At 40.4% G+C, this 22,762-nt stretch carries 22 protein-coding genes; 15 read left to right on the top strand and 7 right to left on the bottom strand.

Going from position 1 to position 22,762, the window contains the following annotated elements:
• Positions 1 to 29 precede the first annotated feature (29 nt).
• Complete coding sequence (locus tag ABZP31_RS12155) at positions 30 to 791, top strand: ferredoxin--NADP reductase (protein ID WP_248134152.1); 762 nt, start codon at positions 30 to 32, stop codon at positions 789 to 791.
• A 26-nt stretch (positions 792 to 817) separates the two neighbouring features.
• On the opposite strand, the gene ABZP31_RS12150 is transcribed toward ABZP31_RS12155, so the two are convergent.
• The gene (locus ABZP31_RS12150; RefSeq protein ID WP_005018694.1) at positions 818 to 1,240 is read right to left on the bottom strand and encodes a hypothetical protein; all 423 of its coding nucleotides are present in this window, start codon (positions 1,238 to 1,240) and stop codon (positions 818 to 820) included.
• Positions 1,241 to 1,396: 156 nt separating this feature from the next.
• Between ABZP31_RS12150 and ABZP31_RS12145 the strand changes: the two genes are divergently transcribed.
• The 4 genes from ABZP31_RS12145 to ABZP31_RS12130 all read left to right on the top strand — a co-directional run bounded on the left by ABZP31_RS12145 (position 1,397) and on the right by ABZP31_RS12130 (position 4,532).
• Positions 1,397 to 1,729, top strand: a complete 333-nt coding sequence (locus tag ABZP31_RS12145; RefSeq protein ID WP_005406693.1) for a hypothetical protein — start codon at positions 1,397 to 1,399, stop codon at positions 1,727 to 1,729.
• 272 nt (positions 1,730 to 2,001) lie between these two features.
• The gene (locus ABZP31_RS12140) at positions 2,002 to 3,963 is read left to right on the top strand and encodes a mechanosensitive ion channel (RefSeq protein ID WP_005406548.1); all 1,962 of its coding nucleotides are present in this window, start codon (positions 2,002 to 2,004) and stop codon (positions 3,961 to 3,963) included.
• 78 nt (positions 3,964 to 4,041) lie between these two features.
• Complete coding sequence (locus tag ABZP31_RS12135; protein WP_248088142.1) at positions 4,042 to 4,248, top strand: hypothetical protein; 207 nt, start codon at positions 4,042 to 4,044, stop codon at positions 4,246 to 4,248.
• Between the two features lie 137 nt (positions 4,249 to 4,385).
• Positions 4,386 to 4,532: a hypothetical protein gene (locus ABZP31_RS12130; protein WP_248088144.1), complete on the top strand. Its 147-nt coding sequence runs from the start codon at positions 4,386 to 4,388 to the stop codon at positions 4,530 to 4,532.
• A 1-nt stretch (position 4,533) separates the two neighbouring features.
• On the opposite strand, the gene ABZP31_RS12125 is transcribed toward ABZP31_RS12130, so the two are convergent.
• From ABZP31_RS12125 to ABZP31_RS12110, 4 genes are all read right to left on the bottom strand, one after another.
• Entirely contained in the window at positions 4,534 to 5,733 is a 1,200-nt protein-coding gene (locus ABZP31_RS12125) for an NAD(P)/FAD-dependent oxidoreductase (RefSeq protein WP_367156815.1), read from the bottom strand.
• A 31-nt stretch (positions 5,734 to 5,764) separates the two neighbouring features.
• Complete coding sequence (locus ABZP31_RS12120; protein ID WP_248088148.1) at positions 5,765 to 6,661, bottom strand: 1-aminocyclopropane-1-carboxylate deaminase/D-cysteine desulfhydrase; 897 nt, start codon at positions 6,659 to 6,661, stop codon at positions 5,765 to 5,767.
• A gap of 102 nt (positions 6,662 to 6,763) precedes the next feature.
• Positions 6,764 to 7,909 (bottom strand): HlyD family secretion protein, encoded by a 1,146-nt coding sequence (locus ABZP31_RS12115; protein ID WP_248088149.1) that lies wholly within the window; start codon positions 7,907 to 7,909, stop codon positions 6,764 to 6,766.
• A 57-nt stretch (positions 7,910 to 7,966) separates the two neighbouring features.
• Positions 7,967 to 9,604 carry an MFS transporter gene (locus ABZP31_RS12110; RefSeq protein ID WP_248088151.1) on the bottom strand — a complete coding sequence of 546 codons (1,638 nt, stop codon included), beginning with the start codon at positions 9,602 to 9,604 and terminating at the stop codon, positions 7,967 to 7,969.
• A 463-nt stretch (positions 9,605 to 10,067) separates the two neighbouring features.
• Between ABZP31_RS12110 and ABZP31_RS12105 the strand changes: the two genes are divergently transcribed.
• Positions 10,068 to 10,235, top strand: coding sequence for an NF038215 family lipoprotein (locus ABZP31_RS12105; protein WP_171405377.1), 168 nt, complete (start codon positions 10,068 to 10,070; stop codon positions 10,233 to 10,235).
• 268 nt (positions 10,236 to 10,503) lie between these two features.
• On the opposite strand, the gene ABZP31_RS12100 is transcribed toward ABZP31_RS12105, so the two are convergent.
• Positions 10,504 to 10,959 (bottom strand): DIP1984 family protein, encoded by a 456-nt coding sequence (locus tag ABZP31_RS12100; protein ID WP_005406622.1) that lies wholly within the window; start codon positions 10,957 to 10,959, stop codon positions 10,504 to 10,506.
• Between the two features lie 186 nt (positions 10,960 to 11,145).
• On the opposite strand from ABZP31_RS12100, the gene ABZP31_RS12095 reads away from it, so the two are divergent.
• Together ABZP31_RS12095 and ABZP31_RS12090 are read left to right on the top strand one after the other, a co-directional pair.
• Entirely contained in the window at positions 11,146 to 11,769 is a 624-nt protein-coding gene (locus ABZP31_RS12095) for a LysE family translocator (RefSeq protein WP_005027647.1), read from the top strand.
• A 278-nt stretch (positions 11,770 to 12,047) separates the two neighbouring features.
• Positions 12,048 to 12,425 carry a hypothetical protein gene (locus ABZP31_RS12090; RefSeq protein WP_119879544.1) on the top strand — a complete coding sequence of 126 codons (378 nt, stop codon included), beginning with the start codon at positions 12,048 to 12,050 and terminating at the stop codon, positions 12,423 to 12,425.
• A gap of 63 nt (positions 12,426 to 12,488) precedes the next feature.
• Here the strand turns inward: ABZP31_RS12090 and metG are convergent, their stop codons facing one another.
• Positions 12,489 to 14,549 carry a methionine--tRNA ligase gene (gene metG, locus ABZP31_RS12085; RefSeq protein ID WP_248088153.1) on the bottom strand — a complete coding sequence of 687 codons (2,061 nt, stop codon included), beginning with the start codon at positions 14,547 to 14,549 and terminating at the stop codon, positions 12,489 to 12,491.
• A 367-nt stretch (positions 14,550 to 14,916) separates the two neighbouring features.
• Between metG and apbC the strand changes: the two genes are divergently transcribed.
• The 7 genes from apbC (at position 14,917) to ABZP31_RS12050 (ending at position 22,754) form a co-directional block, all read left to right on the top strand.
• On the top strand, positions 14,917 to 16,146 hold the full coding sequence (gene apbC / locus ABZP31_RS12080; protein ID WP_034675728.1) for an iron-sulfur cluster carrier protein ApbC: 1,230 nt from the start codon (positions 14,917 to 14,919) through the stop codon (positions 16,144 to 16,146).
• Positions 16,147 to 16,368: 222 nt separating this feature from the next.
• Entirely contained in the window at positions 16,369 to 16,545 is a 177-nt protein-coding gene (locus ABZP31_RS12075) for a hypothetical protein (protein ID WP_171070615.1), read from the top strand.
• Between the two features lie 246 nt (positions 16,546 to 16,791).
• On the top strand, positions 16,792 to 17,385 hold the full coding sequence (locus ABZP31_RS12070) for a LysE family transporter (protein WP_005018736.1): 594 nt from the start codon (positions 16,792 to 16,794) through the stop codon (positions 17,383 to 17,385).
• 116 nt (positions 17,386 to 17,501) lie between these two features.
• Positions 17,502 to 18,071, top strand: a complete 570-nt coding sequence (gene dcd, locus ABZP31_RS12065; protein WP_005018739.1) for a dCTP deaminase — start codon at positions 17,502 to 17,504, stop codon at positions 18,069 to 18,071.
• A gap of 243 nt (positions 18,072 to 18,314) precedes the next feature.
• On the top strand, positions 18,315 to 19,778 hold the full coding sequence (locus tag ABZP31_RS12060; protein WP_034675725.1) for a hypothetical protein: 1,464 nt from the start codon (positions 18,315 to 18,317) through the stop codon (positions 19,776 to 19,778).
• Positions 19,779 to 19,787: 9 nt separating this feature from the next.
• Positions 19,788 to 20,444, top strand: coding sequence for a hypothetical protein (locus ABZP31_RS12055; protein ID WP_034675722.1), 657 nt, complete (start codon positions 19,788 to 19,790; stop codon positions 20,442 to 20,444).
• A gap of 33 nt (positions 20,445 to 20,477) precedes the next feature.
• A complete protein-coding gene (locus tag ABZP31_RS12050; RefSeq protein WP_034675719.1) occupies positions 20,478 to 22,754 on the top strand; it encodes a DUF6160 family protein in 2,277 nt (758 codons plus the stop codon).
• Positions 22,755 to 22,762: the final 8 nt, after the last annotated feature.

Here is a 22,762-nt window from a genome sequence, read left to right as displayed (position 1 = left end):
AGCACAGTCTCTCATGCCATGTAGAAATCATGTCAATTGAAAAATTTACTCAGGAAAAAGTTTTATCAGTACAGCGCTGGACCTCTAACCTGTTCAGTTTTACGCTGACACGACCTGCACATTTCAAGTTTACTGCCGGCCAGTTTGCGCGTATAGGCTTAAAAGTTGGAGATGAGCTGATCGTACGTGCTTATTCAATTGTTTCTTCACCTTTTGATGAAACCCTGGAATTTTTCTCGATTGTTGTGCCTGACGGTGCTTTTACTTCTCAGCTACAGTACCTGAAAGTAAATGACGGGCTGTATCTGGAAAAGATTCCTTATGGGTATCTGACTTTGGCACGTTATCAGTTGCCACTGCCTAAAGATCTATGGCTGCTTGCCACAGGAACCGGTCTGGCACCGTTTCTATCAATGCTACAGGATTTTGAAACTTGGACTAAATATCAGTCAATTCAGCTGGTCTACAGTGTACGTACAGCGGCTGAGCTGGCTTATATAGACCGCATTCAGGAAATGGCCAAAATATTTGGGGAAGAGCATCAAGGCTTTCATTTTATACCAGTTATCACCCGTGACCCAAATGCACGATTACATGAACGTTTGCCCGTACTTATTGAAAATGGTGCACTGGAAGCTGCGGTAGGGCTGCAATTTAACCCTGAGACCAGTCATGTAATGCTTTGTGGTAATCCGCAAATGGTAGAAGATACCAAAGAGGCACTGAAACGGCGTGGGCTCAGTATGAATCGTCGGGGTGAGGGAAATATTGCGGTGGAAAATTACTGGTAAGGAATAATAAGTATATATAGATATGTTTAATGTACAAACATATCTACAAACTCACGGATCTCCTGAATTGCACTGTCAACATCTGAACTGAGCCAAGTCGGTTCAAATATCCCTGAATAATGTTCAATACGGTCTTGTGGGACCACCAGCCGGATTGGACAGTCTTCTTCAAGCAGGCGCCAAGGAATGATAGGCACTTCCTGATCCAGAAATGCACTGATATTACGAATATCAATGATCATCGCATTTACACAATCGGGAAACGGCATTACTGAAAATTCTTCAGTACGACGCCGGAAGTATTCTAGATCACCCCACTTTAACACATAGCTAGGCTTGCTAAACTCAATAATCCCGATCAGGTGCAGGTCACGCGTATGATGTAAATAGCACTGATGCGTAACATCTGTGTCTAAATCCAGTGAGGTACGCTGTAGACGATATGCCATAAATAAACAGAATGCATAAAACTTGGCCCAATAGTATAGCGCATTTTTAACTACAACTTAGAAACATTGCACACGTTCCCACTATGCTTTTTCACACAATACAACATAAGTGCTTGTTATGATGAAAATCCAAGCCATAAGAATAAGAGAATGACTATGCAACACGATTTTAATAAACCGCCTCATACTAATGGCCCACAGGATACGGCAAAAAAAAACCGTTTACCTATTTATATTCTTATTGCGGTAGGTATTTTTCTGGCGGCTTTAGTAGTTTATATGATTGGCGACCGTGATCCGGATTCCTCTGAGGCTCCGCCACAGCATCCTAATGCAGAAATGGAACAAGCTTCCATGAACAATACAACCCCAGCAGTAGCCGGTAATACCGAAGCGACAGCAGTAGACAACAGTACGGCAACGGCAACAGATACTGGCGGTACAGCAGCAGCTCATGATACCGGTACTGGCTCTGCCCATGGTCAATAAGGCTAGCTAGACGAGGATCAGACTATAGTGGCGGCCGTTTAAATATTGCTATCCACTTAAGTCACCTCAGCCTATAGCCTTAATGTGTATACATTAGGGCTTTTTTGCAATCTTTTACTGACGATTTGTTGTATTTATGCTCACTGTAGTTGAATAAACATTGTCCACAAAATATGTTGAAAAGGAATATAAGCCTAGCTTTCTAAACATTCTTAACAACTTAAAACGCTTTAAAACAAGCAAATTGAAGCATAACAAGAGGGCATAACAAAATGAATGATTACTATGCTGGAGGAGCCCGAGGTCCGGGTTTTGATGCAATGTACTATTGGGATCAATTCCATCCCATTATTGCGGCGGTTGTGATATTAATTCTGGGCTGGATTATTGCATTGGTCATTGCTGCCGGAGTTAAAAAGCTTCTGCAAAAAATGAATACCAATCATAAATTATCTAATGCAGCAGGGCACACTACAACTACAGGAACGTCTCCGAATTATGAGGGACTTTTCTCACGTATTGTATTCTGGTTTATTTTAATTATTGCCATTATTGCTGCTTTAAATGTTCTGAATATCAATAGCGTCAGCGGTCCGTTTAGTAATATGATCAGTCAGGTGCTGGTATTCATTCCTAATCTGATTGCAGCAATCGCGGTAGGCTTTATTGGCTGGCTGGTAGCACGTCTGGTGCGTACCGGTTTAACCAAGGTACTGGCCCGTACACAACTTGATGAAAAGTTGAGTAATGATGTCGGTGTAAGTCCTATCAGTAAAAATATTGCTGATATCATTTACTGGTTAATCCTTTTACTGTTCCTGCCAATTGTCCTTTCTATTCTGGGACTGGATGGCCTCTTGGTGCCAGTTCAAAACCTGGTTAATAAAGCTGCGCTATATATTCCTAATATATTCATGGCAGCTATCATCCTGTTTGCAGGCTACATTCTGGCCAAAATTGTTCGTGGCATTGTAGAAGGTCTGGTTAATAGCCTTGATTTGCAGACTCAGGTACAAAAAGTAGGTTTATTTAAAAATTCTAATTTACCTGGATTCCTTGGTTCATTCGTGTTTGCAATCATTATGATTACAGCACTGATTGTAGCTTTTGAAGCACTAGGTATACAAAGTATTTCTCAACCTGCAACTGCGATGCTCTATGAAATCATGAATGCAATTCCGCATATTATTGCTGCGGGCCTGATTCTGATTCTGGCATACATCGTGTCACGCTTTGTCGGCCGTCTGGTTGCTGAACTGATTGCCGGTACAGGTGCAGATGAACTACCAGCTAAGGTTGGTGTTCAGCGTTTCATGGGTAATGCCAAAGTATCCAGTATTGTTGGTTACCTAATTGTATTCTTCACTATGCTGTTTGCTCTGTCTGAAGCAGCAAACCGTCTTGGTTTTGAGCAGGTCAGCGCGCTAATTGCCATGTTCATTTACTTTGGTGCCAATATTCTGCTAGGTGCAGTAATTTTGGTAGTAGGTTTCTGGCTGGCCAATATAGTAGCGAATGTTGTTGAACGTGGTGAATACAATAGCTCACGTTGGTTAGGTTGTCTGGTTCGTGTATTAATTATGGGTCTGGTAATTGCTATGGGTCTACGTGCAATGGGCATTGCCGACTCTATTGTAAACCTTGCCTTTGGTCTGACTCTGGGTGCTGTAGCAGTAGCATTTGCTCTAGCCTTTGGTTTAGGTGGACGCCAACCGGCTGAACGTGTTTTGACTGACTTGATTGATAAAGCAAAACGTGAGGCAAACCATCCAAACCCTTTACGTAATAATGACTCTGGTACTACCAGTTCAACAATGACTTCAACCACTGGTTCATTTGCAGCTGCTCACACCCCTGCAACTAGCCCGTCAATGACTTCATCTCAAGGTACAGATACTTCAGCCGCTAAATCATCTGAATTATCTATGGACGGGGCTTCGTCCCAGGTAACTGACAGCACAACTAAAACTGCGGAGAATGGAACTTTTATGCCAGATACCGATAATGATACCAATGCGCCAATGCGTACTGATTTGTCAAATACTACTCCGGCAACATTAACGACTGCACCATATGGTGATGATGAAGCCTCTGGCATTGATCAGGTTACGCCTGATTCAGTAGGGGTTAATCCAGTAAATCCGCCTACTAATAATCCATTTGGCTCTACAGGTGAAGCTGAGCCGAATGTAGATGCTAACAAAAATCCAGAAAAGAAAGATGATCAAAAATAAGCTTTGATCTGATTAAAAGATGGGTCACCTGAGCGTGGCCTTTCTTTTTAAGTTCATAACAGGAGAGGTATAAAAATAATGCAAAACTATTCGGAGCGACGTTCACCTAACAAGGTTCTTGCACCATTAATTATTGCCGGTATTACTACAGGTTTTTTAAGTGCGGCTTATAAGTTTATCTTTAAGAAAAATTCTGAGTTAAGTCATAAACAGAATGTAACCGAAAGTAAGTCCGAACATAATTCAAAGGTAAAATGTCCAGAACAGAAGCATGAGGAGTTCTGAAAAATCTTTAAGACCAAATATCGTCATGAAAGTATGGCAAATTTTGCAGGGCGTCAATTGTGCTGAGGAAACAGTTTATATATGATGAAGACTTAAAGAAAAATAGTATTCAATAAAAATCTAAACAAGGAACTGTTATGTTAATTAAAAATCTTTTAGATACAATGTTTAAAACAGAAAAACCAAGTTCAATGAGGCTTGCTGTAAACAAGATGGAGGCGACCATTAACCGTTTACAGCAGGCGCGCCAGATCATTTTATTACGTACAGATTATCTCGAATAACTTATACATATTGACTGGCAGCATGGGCAGAAGCCCATGCCCATTGAAAGTTGTATCCCCCTAAGTGACCAGTGACATCCAACACTTCACCAATAAAATAAATCCCTTTCTGTTTTTTGCTTTCCATGGTTTTGGATGAAACTTCAGTCGTGTCTATCCCACCCAAAGTTACTTCAGCGGTACGGTAACCTTCTGTGCCAGAAGGCTTAACACTAAAATTTTGCAGATTCTCACCGATTTCTTCTAGTCTCTGGTCACTTAAATTACCAATTCCAATTTCAGATTCTTCAGGCCAAATCAAGTTCTGTAGCTCTACTTCAATACTTTTAGCCATATATTCATTAAGTAATGTACGGAGCAGAACTTTAGGCTGCGACTGTTTTTTTTGTTTTAACCATATCGCTATATCTGTTCCCGGCAGAAAATTAATCTGAAAGCTTTCACCATTACACCAATAATTAGACAGCTGTAGGGCACTTGGGCCACTTAGACCGCGATGGGTAAATAACAGGGCCTCAGTAAAACTATTTAAAGAATTACTTAGAGTTGCTTCCAGTGCATTGCCACTTAAACGGGTAGTTACTTCCTTGAACTGATCACTAAAGGTAAAAGGAACTAAGCCTGCACGGGTAGGGTAAACATAATGACCGAACTGTTTTGCCAGTTCATAGCCAAAACCTGAACCACCCAGTGTAGGAATAGACAAACCACCAGAAGCTACAACAACAGATTCACAGTTAAACTGACCTTGTGCTGTGATAACTTCGAAGCTGTTTTCACAAAGTGGATTTACCGCTTTGACTTCACAGCTGCTTCGAATTTCAATATTTCCTGTTTTTTTACATTCACTGAGCAGCATGTTTAAAATATCTTTGGCGCCGTTTAAGGTAAAGAGCTGTCCATGCTTGCGCTCTTCATACTCAATACCATAATCACACACCAGTCCAATAAAATCCCAGTTGCTATAGCGGGATAGAGCAGAGATAACAAAATGCGGATTATGGGAAATGTAGTGTTCAGGCTCGACATATAAATTGGTAAAGTTACATTTACCGCCACCAGACATAAGAATTTTTTTGCCGACTTTATTGGCTTTCTCTACAACCAGAACCTTACGCCCCCGTCTGGCAGCCAAAGCTGCGAGCATTAGTCCAGATGCGCCGGCACCTATAACAATCACATCATAATATGCTGCAGCCATCAGTAATTCCCAGTCATAAAAAAGCTCGGCATTATAGTCGATTTTCAGAAAAAGATTCAGGAGGTAGAGGGAAACCTTGTAATCCTCCACTGTGAATGGCGAGAATACGGGTATGAGGTTGAAAATAATTTTTTTGAATCAGATCTATTAGTCCAAATAGCATTTTTGCCGTATAGATTGGTTCAAGAGGAATACTATAAGCTTTCTTAAAGTGTTGTATAAAGTCGAGCAGCGCAGGCGTAGTTTTAGCATAACCACCAAAGTGATAATCCTGTAGCAGCTGCCAGTGGGTTTTGTTAGTCCATTGAGTAATTTCTGCTTGTAAAAAATTTCCCTTTAGCACTGGAAAACCTAAGACCTGATGCTGTTCTGAACTGGCTTCAATCAAGCCACTAATAGTTCCGCCAGTACCCACCGCACAGCAGAAAACATCATAGTTTTCCAGATCTTGTGAAGAAAGGATTTCCTTGCACCCAGTTACAGCGAGTGAATTGGTACCGCCTTCTGGAATGATATAAGCCTGAGGAAAACGTTGCTGTAACGTCTGCAGGTAGGCCTGGTCGGCCCGGTGTCTGTATTCATGACGACTTATAAAATAGAGCTGCATGCCATTTGCTTGGGCCTGCATAAGGGTTGGATTAAACGGATGCTGAGCCAGTTCTTCTCCCCGGATAATACCTATAGTAGATAAACCGGCAAGTTTGCCTGCGGCGGCGGTAGCAGCAATATGATTCGAAAAAGCGCCTCCAAAAGTCAGAAGCTGTTTGAATCCTTCTGCCAGAGCAAAATGGATATTGTTTTTAAGTTTATAAAATTTATTGCCAGAAATTTCTGGATGAACCAGATCTAGCCGCTTGACAGTTAAGTTCAGTTGAGCGTTCTGAATAATAGTCTGGTAAGGTACAGGCTGAGCTAGAAGGTCAAGCATAAAAACTGGCAATATAGACTAGACTAAGATAAAACAATCATAAACTGTTGTAGCTAAAAAGGCAGTCCACTGCTGTTACATGGTAGTTATTTAAACAGCTCATTATGAGCTGGTATCAACTGAACTGATTACGGACATACCCGGACGCAAATCCTTAATTCCTGGCTGATTTGAATCAATTGCAATCCGTACCGATATACGCTGTACCACCTTGGTAAAATTGCCTGTAGCATTATCAGCCTTAATTACACTAAATTCTGAACCGGCTGCCGGAGCAATCCGCTCTACGCGACCAGTAAACTGACGATCATTCAAAGCATCTACTGTAAAACTTGCTTTCTGACCTACTTTCATATTGGCAATCTGGGTTTCTTTAAAGTTGGCGATAACCCAAGTCTGTTTTGGAATCAAAAATAAAAGCTGTGAACCTGCAGCAACGTATTGCCCCACACGCGGGTTTACCTCCCCAAGCTGGCCGTCCATTGGAGCACTGATCAGACTATAGTTTTGGGTGGTTTGAGCCTGTGCTTGTTGTGCCTGTGCATTTTTGACCTGTGCTTTCAGACCAATCTGGGCCACTTGAGCAGTTTTCAATGCTTCACGTGCGACCTCAACATTTGCTTCAGCCTGTCTAAGCTGTGCTTGTGCATTTTTTACATCAGCTGCGGCTCTGTCCTGTTCTGTTTTAGATGCAGCACCGCTATTACCAAGCTGCTGATAGCGCTGTAGCTGGCTACGCGCCAGTTCATAGTGTGCTTTGACCTGTTCTACCTGCGCCTGAGCTGCTGCAATATCGGCGCGGTGCTGGGCAATTGCCTGTTCTTGGTTAGCCAGATTGTTTTCTGCCTGTTCTACCGCAGCTTCTGCCTGGACAACTTGTTCCCCATAAGTTTTTGCATCAATTCTCAGTAAAGGTTGCCCTTTTTTGACATAGTCAAAGTCTTTGACCATGACCTGCTGAATATAGCCATTAATTTGAGAAGACAAAATAGTTGTTTGCCCTTTAACATAGCTGTTATCAGTACGTTCTATTGCTGTATGAAACGGACCTAAACGCCAGGCCCATAAGATAATTGTAATACCAATAATTAAAACAAGCAGCATCCAGAATAAAGTGGAATGTCTGGTTGGAATCAGCTTGCTGGAAGGTTGAGGTGTAGCAGGGGCTTCAGTCTTTTCATGCTCAACCTGTTCAGATTGTGCTGCCGGTTCTGTCTGTTGATCAGTTTTATTTTGGTCTTCTGGCATGGATATAACTCAAATTCTGTTTTTATATCAAATTTTCATTTAACTTGCAGGTTGTGTCTATGTCTGCATGCGTCTTGCAACAATCTTCATCCGGACAATAATAAACAGGCCCCAGATTAACAGTACTACAGCAAACAGCCCGTTCAGGGCAATAACATCATTATAGGCCCGGACTTGTGCTTCGCGGGTTACAACTTGATTCAAGTTTCGTAATGCTTGAGTTTGTGCGAGTACCCTATCAGGTGACTGAGCAGCTGTGGCGGCTTGGTATTGATGTAAACGCTGGCTAATCAGTGGATCGGTTCTGTCCATTTCTAAAGTAATTTCAGCTTTGTAGTTTTGGGTACGATGCTGTTGGTAGGTATTGAAAAATGAAGAACCGACCAGTCCGCCAAAAGTCTGAGTTGCAGAGAACAGCACAATGAAGGTAACGACATGCGATGGCCCTTGTGCTAGTGTTTTGGCAAAACCGGCCAGTAGCAGGGGGCCAATAAAAACACCGCCTGCAAACCCAACCAGAAACTGACTGGTAAAGAAATTGGAAGGCCGTACATCACTGGTCAGATGATAATCTAGACCACATGCCACCAGGATCAAAAACTCAGCCAGTACCAGATGTATAATAATTCGCTCTCTAGAAAAGGTTAAAGCACTAAAAAGTGTACCGGACAGAATACCCGCTCCAATAACGATATACAGTGGAACAAACTGGTCTGGCCCCATACCTACCGTTTTTAAAAAACTGACAGCGGCATAACTTTGTTCCGACATGAGCAGACGAATGGCAAAAGCGCCCAGAATAAAATGTAAAATTGCCCCCGTACTCAACCAGCGCGTCATAATAAGCGGGTTGACCCGGTAGTGTTCATAAAGTAATCCGGCGACTAACAGGGTAAGACCAGCAATAAGCACATATGCCAGCCATTCACTATTAAACCACCACAAGATTGGTCCCTGAGTAAGTACTATACACAGGCAGGCAAAACCTGGAGCAAGTAATGAAAAGGTAAAAAAGTCCTGTTTTTCAAAAACATAAATTCTTAGACTACGTGGTAATTTTAATGAAACTACCATTGCCAGACAGCAGATGGCTAACCCTAGTTCAAAAGTGTAAAGTACCATCCAGCTATGAGTATCGACCAGGTAAGGTGAAATAATCCAGGCTAGAGGCAAGCCAAGCTGCTGAAAACCAAAAGCAATATAAATACCTTTGGCCATATCTTCTTTCTTGAAAGCTTGCATAACATAATACATACCTAGAGAACTGAGCGGCGCGGCAGCCAGACCGGCAATAAAACGGGCAAAGAGAGCCATTTCATAGGTATGTACTAAAATATGCAGAATCAGAACTGCAATAAAAGCAATCAGCCCGACTTCTGAAAACAGACGTAAACCATATTGTTGTCGGGCTTTAAATAAAATCAGGTTTGAGCTGACATTAGCCATAACATAGGCTGCTGGTAGCCATGCCGCTTCTGATAGGGTTAAACCATATTCCCCCTGAATGATAGGTAGATTGGCAGTGATAAAACCATTACTCAAGCTGGCTGCAATGGCTACAAATAATCCAATAAACAGATAAAGAAAACGCTTTGGGCGTGAGTGGGCGATTGCTGCTGGAGAACCAGGTAAGGTCGGGCGTTCATCCGGTGTCCAGTCCGGTGGAGTTTCTATAAAACGTGGTGTTTTATCCATACAGCTTCCCAGTTTTAGAACCCAAGGTTATAAACCTTAAGTTCCACTCATATTTCCCTATATTAAGGCGACCGCCAACTCTATAAATAAAGCTTCAAACAAAGAGTGAGCTTATTACAAGTTATAGCTTTCTCGCTAATTGAATTTTTAAGTATTAAAAATGATGGAGAGTTCGACTAGGCATATATTGAAAGCTATATACTGATATGTAAGTAAGTTTTTTGTTGAAACTCTAAAGCTTTAGTTAAATATAAGACACTACAGTATAAAAAGAAAACTGCATTTATACTTTTCAAAGGGGCAGTTTTGAGCATGCTCCCTATGGTTTTCTGCAAGTTCAAGGAAGGCTAAAGTAAATATAAGTTTTATATAAAAGTTTACTTATTCAGGCTGTTTGCTGAGCGATGACTGTTGTATTATTTTCAGTATGAAACAATAACAACAACAAAAAAGGAGTGCCAGTATGGAAAAGCAGTCCCCAATTTTTTATCTATTTGTATTAATGCTGCTGAGCGGATGCGGTCAAGATCAGCTGAACAAACCGGTAACTCAGACACCCCTCAGTATTGCAGGTACGCCTGTATATGAGCAGCATTACCGTTTGACAGATATACAAACAGCTAGGCCATAAGACAAATTATATCCTTACAAGAGAGTTAGCTGAAAAAGAAAGGAAGGTGGGCATATTGTCAGTACACGGTAGTGCTAACTAAAGAGTAAGAGATAAAAGATGAAAAGTGCTACGTCAGACTAATGAAGTATTGAAGTAGACGTCTTACCTCTATGCAAGGGTTTGTCTTATTTAAAACCTTACAAACCGGATAAAAAGGTCTTGTACTCGCCCAATATGCCCGAACTTTGAATATTGTCCTGTTTTTAAAAACAGATCAATAAAATAATCAAATGAGATCTACTTGCCAGTTTGATGCTTGAATTTCCAGATTGTTCTGACGTAATTTCTGACTGATCTGGTCGGCCTGTTTTTGTAGATCGCTGACAGAGACTACTTTTATCCAGCGAATTTCACTGGAACTGTATCTTGCAGATTCACGCCGTGTACTGTCAATTGCCTGTTGAAGAATACGATGCTGACTAATCAGGAAATCCCGTTCATTTAAAACATCCAGTAAAGCTTTACCCTGAACGGTTTGGGCCTGGGCATTAGTCATGTGAATCCGTTTAATCAAATCATGCAGCTCGGTGTTGACTGCAAATGCTTCTTTTAACAATTTCTCGGGGTCTTCACTGGGCTGGTCGCCTTCTTGTATCAGTACATTGTTATTAATACGTTGCTGCAAAGATGCAAGCTTGGTCTGTAAATCACTTCGCAGAATCAACGCTTCGGCAAGTTTCATGAGATAAAGTTATACTCTGCTATTTTCTTAATATAAAAATATTCTGAGTCTTTATTTAATACCATACAATTTCAGTTTGTATCTTGGCTGCTGTATGTTTTCTAATAAATTGATAGACTAACTCTATGCACTTCGCTATAAAGACCACAATTAAAGATTTCTCTCTAATGATTTGAGGACACGCTTGTGGAATCGTTATTTATTATAGGTTCAATTGCACTAGCTCTGATGCTGGGCGCAATAAGTCCGGGCCCAACATTTATTTATGTGGCAAAAAATTCAATTGCGATTTCACGTAAGCATGGCCTGTTTACTGCACTGGGCACAGGGACTGGCGCAGCATTGTTTGGTTTTCTTGCCGTCATGGGGTTACAAGCCATATTGCTGGCTGTGCCTTCGGCCTATTTTATTTTGAAAGTCTGTGGCGGTTTATATTTACTTTGGCTGGCTTATAAAATTATTAAGCATGCTAAAGAACCAATGGGTAGTACCTATGGATCAGTTCAACCGATGAGCTATGCCCAAGCTTATCGTTTAGGCCTGATTACACAGTTAAGTAATCCTAAAATTTCTATTATTTTAGCCAGTATTTTTACTGCACTCTTACCTAAAGAAATACCTCCCTATTTTTATGTGGTCTTACCTCTGCTGTGTTTCTTTATTGATGCTGGCTGGTATTCTCTGGTAGCTGTTGCACTATCTGCCGAGAAGCCACGTCAGGTTTATTTGAAGTTTAAAGCTATTTTTGACCGGATTGCTGGTGGTGTAATGACATTATTAGGTCTTAAATTAATTTTTGGGATGAAGTAATACTTTCTTTTTTTATAAAATAATAAGGCCTGTTTAAAAAGCCCCTCACTTGAGGGGCTATTACTTTTTAAAATCAGTTAAAAAGATTTAATAAATTTATAAGACTTAAAATAGTATTGAGTTTAATAGGTGTGTTAAAACGCTTAATTTAATTAAATATTTTATGAATAGTAAAGTTAAAAAATATTTGTAATTCAGAAATAATAAGTATAGTTTAGCACTTTTTAAATTGCTGACCATTTTTTATTAAATAATCGTTACTTATTTCGGGGGAAATAATGAGAAAACTTCTGGTTTCAGTTTTAGGATGCACGCTATTAATGATTTCGGGTTGTGCTACTATATTTAATGGTTCAACTCAAACTGTAAATATTCGTAGTAATGATGCACTTGCTAAACTATATGTTAATGAAGAATACATGGGTCAACATAATGCTGTTTATACTTTCAAAAAGAAAGATAATTATATAATTAAAGCAGAAAAAACGGGTTGCCAGACTACAACGATTACTCCTAAAAAAGTATTTGATCCGACTACCTTATTAGGTGTTTTTCTAGATTGGGGAATAGTCTCTATCTTTGTAATAGATGGAGCAGCGACAGGGGCATGGCAAAAATTTACTCAAACTAATTTTGTAATTGATCCTAACTGCTGATCTACTTGATTAAAATAAAGCCCCTATAAACATAGAGGCTTTATGAAGTTTAGTAACCTAGTCTTAAGACACTTTATCACCCGGTTTAGCGCCATTCTCAGGTGAAATTATCCACACACCTTCGCCATTACCTGCCGCCAGAACCATCCCGTTAGAAACACCAAAACGCATTTTACGTGGGGCCAGGTTTGCCACCATAACGACTAATTTACCTTTAAGATCTTCAGGTTGGTAAAACTCACGAATTCCACTAAATACATTTCGCGGTTCAGTTTCGCCAACATTTAAGGTAAGTTGAAGAAGCTTATCAGACCCTTCTACATGCGCAGCTTCTAAAACTTCTGCTACACGCAGGTCAACTTTTATAAAGTCTTCAATACCAATAATGTCTGCTTCACCGACTTGAGCTTCAGCTTTTTTCTCTTTGGCTTTTTCTTTTTTCTTCTCTACTTTAGCAGGCTCTGCCACAGGTGCTCCTAATGACTCTTTAGATGCATCAACCATTGCTGTAACTGCTTTTGGATCAACGCGTTGCATCAGCGGCTGGAATAATTCAATTTCATGATTTACCAGTACCTGCTTACGGGATTCAAAGTTAAAACTGTCAAGCTTCAAAAAGTCTTGAACCTGTTGAGCTAATACCGGAAGTACGGGCGCCAAGTAAATTGCCAGTTGGCGGAACAGGTTAATACCAACAGAACATACATTATGAACTTGAAGCTCTTCACCTTCAATTTTCGCAAGCGCCCAAGGTTTTTTCTCATCAATATACTGATTTGCACGGTCAGCCAATGCCATGATTTCACGAATAGCAGTCGAGAATTCACGGGCTTCATAAGCCTTCGCAATCGAATCACCAGCTTCAATAAAACTCTGTACCAGCTCAGGTTCAGCACATTCAGCAGATAGTTTATGATCAAATTTAGTATTAATAAACTTGGCACAGCGGCTGGCAATATTAACCACTTTTCCAACTAGGTCAGAATTTACCTTCTGAATAAAGTCGTCCAGATTAAGGTCGGAATCTTCTACTTTATCTGAAAGCTTTGAAGCAAAATAATACCGCAGGTATTCAGGATTTAAATGTTCCAGATACGTTTCTGCTTTAATAAAGGTCCCACGAGACTTTGACATTTTCTGCCCATTGACAGTCAGAAAGCCGTTTACAAATAAACCTGTAGGGGTACGATAATTAGCACCTTCAAGCATGGCAGGCCAAAACAGGGCATGGAAATAAACGATATCTTTTCCAATGAAGTGATACACCTCATTTTCAGAATCTTTTTTCCAGAAATCATCAAAATTTAAATCTGGGCGTTTGGTCTGGATATAGTTTTCAAAACTCGACATATAGCCAATCGGTGCATCTACCCAAACGTAGAAGTATTTATTCGGTGCATCTGGAATTTCGAAACCAAAATAAGGCGCATCACGGGAAATATCCCAGTCTGAAAGCCCTGCATCAAACCATTCATCTAACTTGTTGGCAATTGAAACCGGTAAACGTCCTGAATCACGAGTCCATGTCTGCAGATATTCTGAAAAGTTAGGTAATTTAAAAAAGTAGTGATCTGAAGATTTCTCTACTGGTGTCGCGCCGCTTAAAGTTGATTTTGGATTAATCAGCTCAGTTGCATTATAGGTCGTTCCACATGCTTCACACGAGTCACCGTATTGGTCTTCCGTTTTACATTTTGGGCAGGTACCTTTAATGAAACGGTCTGAGAGGAACATGCCTTTTTCAGGGTCAAATAGCTGAGTAACCGGGCGAACCGCAATATTTCCAGCTTCACGGTTTTTAATATAGATTTCTTGAGAGCGTGCTTTATTCGTGTCGCTATTGGTAGAGTCATAATGATCAAAGTGAACCCCAAAGCCATTAAAGTCACGAATGTGTTCTTTTTGCACATTGGCAATCTGTTCTTCCGGTGTAATGCCATTTGCCTCGGCACGTAACATAATTGCTGTACCGTGAGCATCATCTGCGCAGACATAAGTCACGTCATGGCCCATTGCACGCATAGCACGAACCCAGATATCCGCCTGGATATAACCAAGTAAGTGTCCCATATGGATGGGGCCATTAGCGTAGGGAAGGGCGTTAGTGACTAAGATATTACGCACAGATTGACTCTCTCATTCGTATTCATTATTTAAGACGGTCAATTTTACCTGATGAGCGAAGGAAAACAAAGCGAGGCTTTATTTAACAGTAAGTCTCACGCTGTAGTTAAGTAAAGAAAGAAAAATGAGTTTTCAAAGAAAATAAGACCAAATTTTTATTTGATAAATAAAGGCAGAGATAATTAAAAAGAATTGAATAGAACTAGATTTAGAAAAGAAATTAGAAACCAGCAGCTATAAAGCTGACTAAATTACTTGAAAATTAGAGGCTTTTGTCTGTCTGGCACAGAACAGCTATTAACCTTCACGACACTTACAGGTAAACTAACCCTATTCAGCAGAAATGGTCCGGTTTGGAGTCAAAGTTATGTCATGGTTTTCTTCATTAAAATCAGTATTTTCACCAGCTAAAGGCGTGAAAGAAGAAGAAATCCAGCAGGTACTGCAAAATTATGTGCTGCCGCATTCTAATAACCGTTTGCAGGACCGTATTACCCAGTTGCAATTGCATGAGGCAACCCTGCAACTGACCATTAAAACATATCCTGAAGAAAAGCCTTATCTACAGCAATTACATGATGAACTGGCTGACCAGTTAGAAAAATGCGGATTGCAAGAACTGAACCTGCATGTAATTCAACAAAAAAATAATCTCGCAGCTGCGACCCCTGCTCAAGACAGCCAGAGTGAGAAAAGTTCTTTACCGCCGGTAGTGGATGCTTCAGCTCAAGTCAGTCCTAATACTGCGCCTGACAATGACCCGAATAATCCACCTATTGAAAAAGCTGCGCCCCAGCAACGCGATGTACCAAAACATTCACGTATTCAGAATATTATTCTGGTCTCTTCTGGAAAAGGTGGGGTAGGCAAGTCTACAACAACTGTTAATCTGGCGTTAGCATTACAGAAACTGGGCTTAAAAGTTGGCGTACTGGACGCCGATATTTATGGGCCGAGTATTCCGACTATGCTTGGCAATGCTGGACATACGCCTCTTATTGAAGCAGAAAATTTTGTTCCTCTTGAAGCCTATGGCATGGCCGTACTTTCAATCGGCCATTTAACCGGAGATCACAATACACCTGTAGCGTGGCGTGGTCCCAAAGCTACAGGCGCGCTGATGCAGCTATTTAACCAGACTTTATGGCCTGAACTGGATGTGCTGGTAATTGATATGCCACCTGGAACAGGGGATATACAGCTTACATTGGCTCAGCGTATTCCAGTAACAGGTGCTGTAATTGTAACTACACCTCAGAATGTAGCATTAATGGATGCCACTAAGGGAATCGAACTGTTCAATAAGGTAAAAATTCCGGTGTTAGGTGTAATCGAAAATATGTCTACACATATCTGCTCAAATTGTGGTTATGAGGAGCAGATTTTTGGCACAGGCGGAGGTGACCAGTTGGCAGATCAGTACCAGATTCCGCTGCTTGGCCGTCTTCCACTTAATGTTCAGATCCGTGAAAATGCCGATGCCGGTAAACCTTCCGTAATTGCAGGGGATGAGGCAGCTGAAAGTTATATTGAAATTGCCAGAAAAATTGCTGAAAAACTGCCTCAGCATAGTCGAGATGAGAAGCGCATCTTCTAATTGCGATATTCTGAAAGCAAAGCCTTCTTGATACGGCAGGGTGAAGTTCAAGAAGGTTTTTTTGTTTGATATTTTAAAATAACTAAAATTAATTAAGTATTTACTCTAGAATGACTGCCAAGTCAATTTGAAAATTTTCGCCGTTTTTATCATTTTTTCTTTATTAGCTCCCCGCTAAGCTCTCAGCTGTTTTTTTTAACTGTTATTTTTAGAGCTAATCTTATGAAAACTCTCCTGAAAGTTTTACCTCTCTCTTTAGGTATGCTGGTCGCGGCTGCTCCTGTGATCAGTTCTGCTACAGTGGTTTATACTCCTTCATTTCCTGCTGCGAAAAAAACCGTGCCTGTTCAGGCAGCTGAGGTACAAAATACAGGAGTTACTACAGAAGCAGCTGCTTAATATTTCAACTACCTAGCTATAAATAAAAAAGGATCAGCTCTGATCCTTTTTTATTTATAGTCTTTCGAGCAGAAGAAGTGACTCAAGCGTTCTATTTGTATTTTTTCTTACAAATTATTGTATTTAAAATATTTATATAAATAACACTCGGTGGTAAATTCTATTTTATAAAGGCTCCTAAAATTATATTTTGCGAGAGTTTATAAACTCCTTTAATCTTCGCTCACTCAATAGTGAGGTGACTCTATGATTTCATGGCTTTTTATTGGCCTAGTGGCAAGCGTGCTGCTTACACCAGGACCGACAAATACTCTACTAGCCTCTTCTGGAATCCGGCTTGGGGTGCGACGTTCTGCACGTTTAATTCCAGCAGAAGTTTTAGGTTATATTATTGCCATTACTGTCTGGGGCACCTTGATTGATACAGTATCAGCTACCCTGCCGATCCTGCCAACTTTATTAAAGCTTTTAAGTGCGTTTTATATTATTTTTCTGGCAGTTAAACTATGGAAAACTGCAAATGTACAGCTTGATCTGAATCAGCCTGCGATTCGTCCTCGTGAGCTATTTGTAGCGACTCTACTCAATCCTAAAGCTTTATTGTTTGCTTCGGCTATTTTTCCGGTCGCTGCATGGGTCAACTGGTCTATCTATGCTGTGCATATGGGAGTTTTTCTGGCTCTTATTGTGCCGATTGCATTATTCTGGACTTTTATTGGTTCAAGTTTGAATACCCCAAAAGTCCGGTGGTTAAATCAGCGTAATCTACAGCGAACGGCTTCCTTGATTCTGGTCAGCTTTTCTATTCCACTAAGCTACTCGGCTTTACTGAGTCTGTAATAATATTCAACATGCATACGTGTCAAGGCTTGTAGCTGATCTTGTTTTCATTGTGACAGATTTAAGTTAAAGTACAGCGCAATAATTGATTTTCAGTATTTTTGGATAGAAACAAGATGGCTATTAAGTCTGATCGTTGGATTCGCGAAATGAGCGAAAAACACGGCATGATTGAACCGTATGCAGAAAACCAGGTCCGCCTCGATGAAAATGGTCAAAAACTGATTTCTTATGGTGTGTCCAGCTATGGCTATGATGTTCGCTGTGCACGTGAGTTTAAAGTTTTTACAAATGTCCATTCTGCAATTGTTGATCCAAAAAATTTCGATGATAAAAGTTTCATCGATATTGAATCAGATGTCTGTATTATTCCACCTAACTCGTTTGCTTTGGCCCGTACGGTAGAGTATTTCCGTATTCCACGCAATGTACTAACAATTTGTCTGGGTAAATCCACCTATGCACGCTGCGGTATTATTGTTAATGTCACACCGCTGGAGCCAGAGTGGGAAGGCCATGTTACGTTAGAATTTTCAAATACTACCAATTTGCCAGCGCGTATTTATGCAGGTGAGGGTGTTGCTCAGATGCTGTTTTTTGAAAGTGATGAAGTGTGTGAAACTTCTTATAAGGATCGTGGCGGGAAATATCAGGGGCAACGAGGTGTGACTTTGCCAAAAGCATAATTCAGGTTTCATTTATAAGTAGGCGGATCATTTGAATCCGCCTATTTTTTTACAATTCATTCATCGGAAACCATGTCTTTCAAGGCTATTTTTTTTGCAATTACATTTATATTCAGCATAATTAACTTTAAAAGATCTAGGTATAAGTACTGTTATAGCAATAATTGAATAAAGCTAGAAATACCAAGATATCGAGGAATAAAAATAAATGATGCGGAGCATCAGATAAAAAGGAAGACCGAGATGATTCATCATTGGAAGACTACAGGATTTCGTATGTCCTGTTTGGCCGCTATGGCCGGCTTATGCTTGACCCAAACTGGTTATGCACTTGAATCCTTGTCTGATGACCGTTTAGCTGAAACAGCAGGAGAGGGAATAGCACTTCTTCCCGAGAATTTTAAAATGGTCTTTCAGGGACCCAATGATCAGTCGGCAGCTTCAAGTTATAACCGTTCAAATATTACCGATGCAGCCAAGTATGATACAGGTTTCATCCGAATCATTCCGACGGGTGAGAACTATGAACAACTTAAACTGACCGCCGCCCAAGCCGCAGCAATGCATAATAAAGCAGACATTTTTATCTACGGTCTGGCCTTATCAAAATCCAATTCAGACTTGAACCAGAGGTTCAGTAATCAGGGATTTAACTGGGGAGATGCTGCAAATCCATGGTTATTCCGTGCTGGAACAGCGACCAATATTAAACAGTTCGCTGCAAAAAATCCTTCTGGTGATATCAGCTATCTGGCTCTAGAAGCTCCCCTGGTTAAAGTTGATGCCGATGAATCAGATAATAATATCAAGCTGGGTTTCTGGCTGGATGCTTTTTCACGCTCTTGGGATTCCTCTAATACATTAAATCCGATTACGGGAGCACCGATTCCCAAGCCAACTGCTGATGGAAATGATCAGGATCTTGATAGAAATCAAAGACTGCGGATGCAATTCGTAGCAAATGGTCTGAGCCTAAATGGATCTCAAGTCCGTTTATTTCAGACTCAAGCTTCAGACAATACCCAGCATAACCAGTCACTTGGTATGGCTAATATTATCCGGTTGAATACCAATGATAACCCATCCACTCTCAAGATAAGTGACTCAGAAACCAGCCGCAATGCTAAAGCTATACGTTTGAGTACAGCAGCTATTCAGGAGGGTACGGCAGCTACACCAGCTTTGGATAAATCTTTCGCGCCAATTTTTAATGATCAGGAAGGTTTATATCTGTACAGTCCAAACCTTAATCTGGTCTTGGGTAATATGTACCAGCCTTTTGTTCTAGGTTCTGAAGGAAACAATATTATTCTTGAGGTCACCCGCATTCCGAATGTGCCGGAAATCTATAGCCAGATTTATACTTTTTATAATGATACAGATAAAGATACCAAGCTTGAGGGTGCTTTAACCGCAGCTTCTTTTAAGGGCTCAACCTGTAATGTGGCTTATTGCGGTTCGAATTTATCTGATGTCAAAGCCGGTACCTCAACTATTAAATATCAGGGCACAAATGCTACTCATAGCAGTATCTCGATTGGTAGCGTAACACGTGATCCAACTACAAATTTACTTAAAGCAAATACTGATAGTAATGCTACAGGTGTGGTATTCAGAGGACCATCCAATACGATGACTAATTTAGGCTCTGCGGTGATTGACGGGGTCATGATACAGCATCTTAAATTCAAGACGACCGGACTATAGGAGAAGTATATGTTAAATAAATTTAATTTATTATGTGCTTTAGTCCTTTCATCTACAGCCCAAGCAGAACTTATAAATCTCGATAATGAGGCATTGTTGAGTATCACAGGTCAGGGGGGAGCTGATTTAAGCTGGACACTGTCGTTAAACCATCAGTATGCGAATAATATGAGTCTTAAAAATATTTCTGAATATGATCCACAGGGAACTGTAACTCAAGCTTTTTATTCTTATCAATGTGTTTCAGATATTTTATGTCGATTTGCTTTTTCACCCAACAACCATACCGAAAATGGTAGTCAAAAATGGCTGGTATTTAAACAGTTACAGGGTACTCTTCAAATAGATAAATTCTCTTTAGATGGTTCTACAATTCTAAACCGGGAGGGTGAACCGCAAACCGCACTGCAACTTACTTTTTATGATGACCATCCGTTAAAAGTCCGTAATTTGGGCTTTAAAAGTCTTGCGGTAGAAAGCGGAAGTGAAGGGTATTTAAATGATAAAAAGTATACAACTTACGATGGCGGCAAGCTGGTCCCGAGATTTGATCAAGGAGGGGAACAAGGCTTTATGGGAGTGAACATGCATGGGAACCTGCATATGTCAGGTAATCTGAAGATTTTCAGTTATAACTGTGCGGGCACAACGACAAGTCGCTGTTAAAAGAAAAGAGAGCTCATCAATAAGGATGTTGAAATGAGAAAAATAACAAAATTAAAGTGGCTCAGTGTCTGTATATTTATGGCACAGCATTCTTATGCATTGCAGCAACTTTCTGATTCATCATTAAGTACAGTCACTGGTCAGGATGGTATTTCTATTACTCATGAAGTCTCTAAAGTGGTCATCGATCAAGCAAACTGGGTAGATTATTCCAACACTGGAAAAATGAAACTAGGTTTACATAATGTCAGAGTAGAGGGAATCCACCAGCAGAATATCAAAAGTACTTTAGATGTTGATGTTGGAAAAACTGAGCGGGGCGTAGGAATAAAGATACAGGGCAGTATTTCACCTTTTCAGGCGACTGTCGAAAAACTGATGCTGATCTGTGATACCAGTTGCACGAACACCGTTGCTCAACAAAACCTGGGTTCCTTGAGCCTCGCGACTATCTCGCCACTTATTTTTAATCTGGAAACAACAGCGGGCCTGTTTAACCGTGACGAGAAAGCTCATCTGGATTTCAGACTACAAAATGCCAGTATTGGTTATGGCTTGAATGGCCATAATCTAACCTTGAAAGATTTAAATTTTAATATTTCAGCGGATGGATATATGTATATCGACCCGACAGAAGGAATTGTACTGGCCACAAAAAGTAAAAATGGAGCCACAGATCATGTAATTGAACTGGGCCGGGTTTCTGATCTAACTGATGTTCATTCAAGCCGGAGTGATGCTACTAATCCTGGAGTAAACCTGGATTTACGTTACGGTTCTGACCCCGCTAACCAGAAAAACCTGATCCGTATGGGAGCATCAGGTGCTTTAACCAATGGCAAGATTTTTCTAAATGCTGACCAGACAGGACTGGCAAATTTTAATACAGTTAATGCTACAGATTTGAAAGAAACAACACGTAAGGCACAAGGGTACGATACCAAAGGTGGCTTACACTTAGGACTGGCAGCAGAGTTTACCCGTCAGGGAAATCCATTACTTACGGCTAATCATCAGGCTACAACTCTTGAGCTAGGTCATACGGGTAAAGGCAGTTATGCGATCGAATTTTCTAACTTGTCTCCCTTGGCCATTCGCAATGCAAATAGTATAACTGCTTACAACACCCAAAATGCTTATATAGACTTGGGTGATATCTATATTAATGCTGCCCAGACACCTACATTAAGTTTTATCATTAATGAAAATATGAGAAAGGTATTGGGTGAAACAGCAGCTGAACTGGTCTATAACATAGTGCCATCCGGTACTACACAAAATATTGCCTTACTGGCTATGCGTGGTATGGACTTTCAGGCGATTGCCCGTAAAGCAAGATTCATTTCTGATAATTCTATGGCAGCATTAACCAATCAAAGTGCGGAATGGGGTATTGGTATTCCTATTTTTAACTTAAATACCAATCTTGCCCTATTTTCTAAGAATTATAGTTACCACGGAAGCAGCAAAGCCGGATTAGGCTATAACTTGGCTTTGTCTACAGAAGGTTATGGTATTGACCAGAAAACTAATACGCCTAGTACTACCTCGCTTATTATTGTTGATGGTGCAAGAGGTTCGCATGGTGAAGAAGTAAATTATTATGCAGGTTTTAGAAATATAGATGCGTATTTAAAATCTGATGGTGTCATCGGATTTGAAGATGAGGGAATCTATATTAAGGCTGACCACTTGTTACTCGCTGCTAAAGCAGAAATCGCAATTGGCCAGTTACCTGGCTCTTTATATAACTGTCCGGCTGGGGTAACAAGCTGTGATAAAAAGGTAGTACCCATTGATAACTTTGCTCGCAAAAATGATGTTTTAACCTCGTTGGCATTTAAACTGGATGGTAATGGTGAGTTGTTTATTATTCCGGGTGTTAACCCGACTGAAGGGAATCTGGATAGCAATTTTTTAACTCTAAAGGCAAATTTCGATTTTAGCGAGTTAAATACTTCACAAAAGCAAGATCCTTCAGTGTTAGGAAGTTATGTAAGTCTGATTAATGAAGACATAAGGCCAGACGGTACGTCTAAAACTTCAAGCATAAATATCAATAAAATGCAGGGTAGTGTCGGTCTTGAATCTAGAGTCTATGTAAAGCAGGATACCGTGAAGGTAGACAGTCAAATACAGTTTAACCGGGCTTCTACATTAATGAGTCCTGGACAAGTTAATACATTGAATACGGGTAAGATTTTTAAAGCAGAGATGGCGATGTCCCCTTCAGGTAGCATGCAAAAGATTGCAGACCTTGCAATTACGGGTGGCACCATGCGTAGTACTTTAGGTATTACACCACGCTAGATTATAAA

The sequence above is a fragment of the Acinetobacter sp. FL genome (genome assembly GCF_040744925.1).
In the GTDB taxonomy this organism is placed as follows: domain Bacteria; phylum Pseudomonadota; class Gammaproteobacteria; order Pseudomonadales; family Moraxellaceae; genus Acinetobacter; species Acinetobacter radioresistens.
Note: the sequence above shows the minus strand (reverse complement) of the source record. Positions and strands in the feature narration are given on the sequence as shown.